Origin of the sequence: Streptomyces sp. W16 (assembly GCF_033194735.1) — a bacterium.
Classification (GTDB): Bacteria; Actinomycetota; Actinomycetes; order Streptomycetales; family Streptomycetaceae; genus Streptomyces.
This window is the reverse complement of record NZ_JAWOAI010000738.1, coordinates 1-3,814: the sequence shown is the minus strand read 5'-3', so window position 1 is coordinate 3,814 and position 3,814 is coordinate 1. Positions and strand designations below refer to the sequence as shown.

The following is a 3,814-nucleotide window of genomic DNA, read 5'->3' as shown; positions in this document are numbered from 1 at the left end:
CCCCGGCGGCATCGAGCGCGGCTACCCGGGCACCGGCCCCAAAGCCGTCCCACGGCGGACACAGCGCACCGTGGCCCGCTGCCGGGTCTGCGGTCGCACGCTCACCGACGCCGGCGAGATGAAACTGATGCGCTGCGAGGACTGCCCCTCCGACATGGACGAGGGCCTCTACGAGCGGTTGCGCGAGTGGCGGGAGGTCCAGGCGCAGCGCAGCGGCCAGCCGGCCTTCTGCGTCTTCACCGACAAGACGCTGATGGCGATCGCCGAGACCGTCCCCGACGACGAGGGCGAACTCGCGCGGATCCCCGGCGTCGGAGTGCGCAAGCTCAACCGCTACGGAGCCGATGTCCTGGCCATCTGCGGCGGTCAGGAGCCTGTGGAGGGTGCCGCGGGGGACTGATGGAAACTCGTCGGAAAAATAGTTTGCGCATGCCCCAGCAATCCCCATAGGTTCTAAGCCACGGGAACAGAAGGCCTTCTCGGAGGCCCTGATTCCGTGTTGTACTTGCATATCCGAAGGATCGGGCTCACCCCCGGTCCCCCGAGACGCCGAGAGGAGGCGATTCCAGTGATCAGCATCAACACCAGCTCCGCCAGCACCGTGAAAATGACCGATCCCTCGGTCGTCTCCCTGTGCATGCTCGGCGTTTCGAACCTGGGCACCGGTCTGTCCGGCATCTCTGCCGCCCGTCCGGCGTCCGCCGTGTCTCTCGCGGTTCTTCCCATCCGCGAGCGCAATGAGCGACCGACCAAGGCACTGGAAGCAGTAGGAGCACAGGCGCAGGCCTATGCCTTTACGCCCGGTGCCGGAAGCCGGAAGCAGACGACGCAGCACCACCGGATGTGGGCCTTCCGTGGGCCAGAACCCTGGAGTGATCCAGCCTGATTGATCAGGCCGGCGCCTTCAGGGCCGCGGAACCCCATCCGGGATCCGCGGCCCTTCTGTTTGTCCCCGAACGGGGATGACGGAGCGAAGGGGCCTCGGGACAAGAAAAGAACCCGGTACCAAGCCGACACCCGGCCCAACAGGGCCGGACCGACCAGACGAGGAAGAACAACCGTGCAACTCGAAGCGCACGCCCCGTCCGTACCGCCTTCCGAAACGATCCCCCCGCCCGGCCTCACGGAGGACTCCACCTTGACTCCGCTCACTGCGCTCACCGCGCTCGACGACGCCATCGAGAACCTCGGCGTGCCCGTCCCCTGCCGTTCCTACGACCCGGAGGTCTTCTTCGCCGAGTCGCCGGCCGATGTCGAGTACGCCAAGTCCCTCTGCCGCACCTGCCCGCTGATCGAGGCCTGCCTCGCCGGCGCCAAGGAGCGGCGTGAGCCCTGGGGCGTCTGGGGTGGCGAGCTCTTCGTCCAGGGTGTCGTTGTGGCCCGCAAGCGGCCGCGTGGCCGTCCGCGCAAGAACCCGGTCACGGCATGAACATCACCTTCGGAACGATCGACCGCCCCCTCACGCACGACCCCAAGAAGCAGGCCCCGATGAAGCCGTCCACCCCCAGCGAGCCCGTGGGCTCCGCGATCCCAGACTTCACCACCCCCGGTGCGACCGAGTCGCGCCAGAACAGGACCCGAGAGATGCAACTCATTCCAGAAGCCCTGGCCCGTGCGCATATGCACGAGCGCCTGCGGGAGGCCGAGCGGGAACGCCAGGTCACGCGCCTGCTGACCGCTCGCCGGATGCAGCGCCGTGCCGAGCGTGCCTCGCTGCGCGCCCGCCGTGCGCTCGCCATGGCCGTCATGCAGTAACCGATCACACCTGAAGCGGTGGCCTCCCTACCCCGGGAGGCGAATGCTCCCCGCGGGGGCCGGTCCGTCCGAACGGACCGGCCCCCGCGGTGCGTTCTGCCCCGATCCCCGGTCGCGGCGATATCGTCGCCGCGTGACGAGTCTTCCCGGAGGCAGTGACATCAGCGCCTCCACCGCGGAGCCCCAGCCCCTCGTGTGTGCCCGCTGCGGCGCTCGGTCCGAAGGCCCACAACCCACCTGGACCTGCTCCGTGGAGAACGGAACCCGGCACTACTTCTGCGACACCTGCGCCAGAGAGAACCTCAGGGCGATCGAGGGACGGCTGGACTCCGACTGGTGGTAGGCGCAGTCCTGCCCGTCCTCGCGGTCGGGCTCAGGCCTCCGCCGCCGGTGCCTCCTCGTCCGGGAACTCCTCGTACCCGTCCGGGTCCTCCGGCACGAACCCCGGCAGCCACTCCTCCAGCTCCTCGCGCAGCCGCACCGTCGCACCCAACTGACACAGGACGCCGATTGTGCTCAATGTCACTCGGTGTATCAGGAGGTACGCCGGAGGCAGGTTGAGCTGCTTGCCCAACTGGTGGGCAGGGGAACGGGGATCGGCGATACGGGCGGCCTGACTGCGCATCCAGCCGCGGCTGAAGGTGAACGCGTCGACCTGGGCCGGCTCGATGATCGGCACCAGGTAGTCGAGGACGGCGTCCGGGTCCAGTTCTATCGAATCCTTGACGAAGCCCTCCGCGCACAGCAGTTCGTAGACCGCCTCGGCGTCGCCGTCGAGTGTCATGCGCAGGGAATCGCCGATGGGGGTCGGCAGACCGCCGGGGAGCCGGTCGACCGTGCCGAAGTCCAGTACGCCCAGGCGCCAGTCGCCCTTGCCGTCCGGGTCGGCGGGCAGCAGACGGAAGTTGCCCGGATGCGGGTCCGCGTGGAGCAGGCCGGTGCGGGCCGGGCCGGAGAAGAGGAAGCGGGCCAGCAGCTGGCCTGCCCGGTCGCGCTGCTCCTGGGTGCCGTCGGCGATCACCTCCGACAGCGGAATCCCGTCGATCCACTCCGTGACCAGGACCTGGTCGCACTGGTGGACCACGGCGGGCACCACGACATCCGGGTCGCCCTCGAACTCCTCCGCGTGAACCTGCTGGGCCTGCGCCTCCAGGCCGTAGTCCAGTTCCTCGGAGACCCGGTCGCGGAGCTCCGCGATGAGGGGCTTGATGTCCATCCCGGGGATGAGCGGGCCCAACAGGCGGGCGAAACGGCTCAGTTGGGTCAGGTCGGACAGGAGAGCCTCGCCGGCGCCCGGGTACTGCACCTTGACCGCGACCTCGCGGCCGTCGTGCCACACCGCCCGGTGCACCTGGCCGATCGACGCCGCGGCCGACGGCTTGTCCTCGAACTCCACGAACAACTCGCGCCAGTCCTCGCCGAGCCGCTCCGTCAGCACACCGTGCACGGTGCGCGTCGGCATCGGCGGCGCCGCCTCCTGGAGCTTGGTCAGCGCGGCGCGGTAGGGACCGGCGACCTCCTCCGGCAGCGCCGACTCGAAGACGGACAGCGCCTGCCCGAACTTCATCGCCCCGCCCTTGAGCTCGCCGAGCACCTTGAACAGCTGCTCCGCCGTGCGCTGCTGCAGCTCGCGGCCGACGATCTCCGCGGACTCGCCCACGATCCGTTTCCCGAGCCCCCACGTGGCTCTCCCGGCGAAGCCGAGCGGGAGCGCGGCGAGCTTGGCGGTACGGGTGACCGCCTTGCGGGGAAGATCAGACATGCGCCCTCCAAGTCCCAGCCGGCCGGGCCGAGTCTGCCTTACGGCGCACGTCCCTCGACGGCCGGTCCTCTGCCATTGTCGCGTGTCGATCCTCGTCCGTAGAGGTGTGTCCCTCCTTACCTTTCTCCGCGGCTCCGCAGGGGCATGCGGAATGCGCCCAGACCGGTCGCGCGTGCCAGTGCAGACCGGGCAGCGAGACCTCCCATCGCGCGCCCGCGCTCGACGGCGACCGACCGTCCAGGAAGGCGAGCGCGTGCGTGGCCGCCAGCCCGGCGACGGTCGTGGCCAGCGCCAGAT

General features: G+C 69.5%; 6 protein-coding genes and 1 pseudogene. 5 read left to right on the top strand and 2 right to left on the bottom strand.

Going from position 1 to position 3,814, the window contains the following annotated elements; all coding sequences use genetic code 11:
- From R6V09_RS48270 to R6V09_RS48250, 5 genes are all read left to right on the top strand, one after another.
- Nucleotides 1-400, top strand: a 400-nt coding sequence (locus R6V09_RS48270; RefSeq protein WP_317887795.1) for an HRDC domain-containing protein, incomplete at its 5' end; no start/stop codon positions are given.
- A 168-nt stretch (nucleotides 401-568) separates the two neighbouring features.
- Nucleotides 569-886, top strand: coding sequence for a hypothetical protein (locus R6V09_RS48265; RefSeq protein ID WP_317887794.1), 318 nt, complete (start codon nucleotides 569-571; stop codon nucleotides 884-886).
- Between the two features lie 174 nt (nucleotides 887-1,060).
- A complete protein-coding gene (locus R6V09_RS48260; protein WP_019072119.1) occupies nucleotides 1,061-1,429 on the top strand; it encodes a WhiB family transcriptional regulator in 369 nt (122 codons plus the stop codon).
- Entirely contained in the window at nucleotides 1,426-1,755 is a 330-nt protein-coding gene (locus R6V09_RS48255) for a hypothetical protein (RefSeq protein WP_317887793.1), read from the top strand. The genes R6V09_RS48260 and R6V09_RS48255 overlap by 4 nt, the downstream gene beginning before the upstream one ends.
- A gap of 133 nt (nucleotides 1,756-1,888) precedes the next feature.
- Complete coding sequence (locus R6V09_RS48250) at nucleotides 1,889-2,098, top strand: hypothetical protein (RefSeq protein ID WP_317887792.1); 210 nt, start codon at nucleotides 1,889-1,891, stop codon at nucleotides 2,096-2,098.
- A gap of 30 nt (nucleotides 2,099-2,128) precedes the next feature.
- On the opposite strand, the gene R6V09_RS48245 is transcribed toward R6V09_RS48250, so the two are convergent.
- Both R6V09_RS48245 and R6V09_RS48240 read right to left on the bottom strand, forming a co-directional pair.
- The gene (locus tag R6V09_RS48245) at nucleotides 2,129-3,517 is read right to left on the bottom strand and encodes an ABC1 kinase family protein (RefSeq protein ID WP_317887791.1); all 1,389 of its coding nucleotides are present in this window, start codon (nucleotides 3,515-3,517) and stop codon (nucleotides 2,129-2,131) included.
- Nucleotides 3,510-3,814: pseudogene (locus tag R6V09_RS48240) on the bottom strand (ThiF family adenylyltransferase); the annotation flags it as partial. The gene R6V09_RS48245 and the pseudogene R6V09_RS48240, both read right to left, overlap by 8 nt.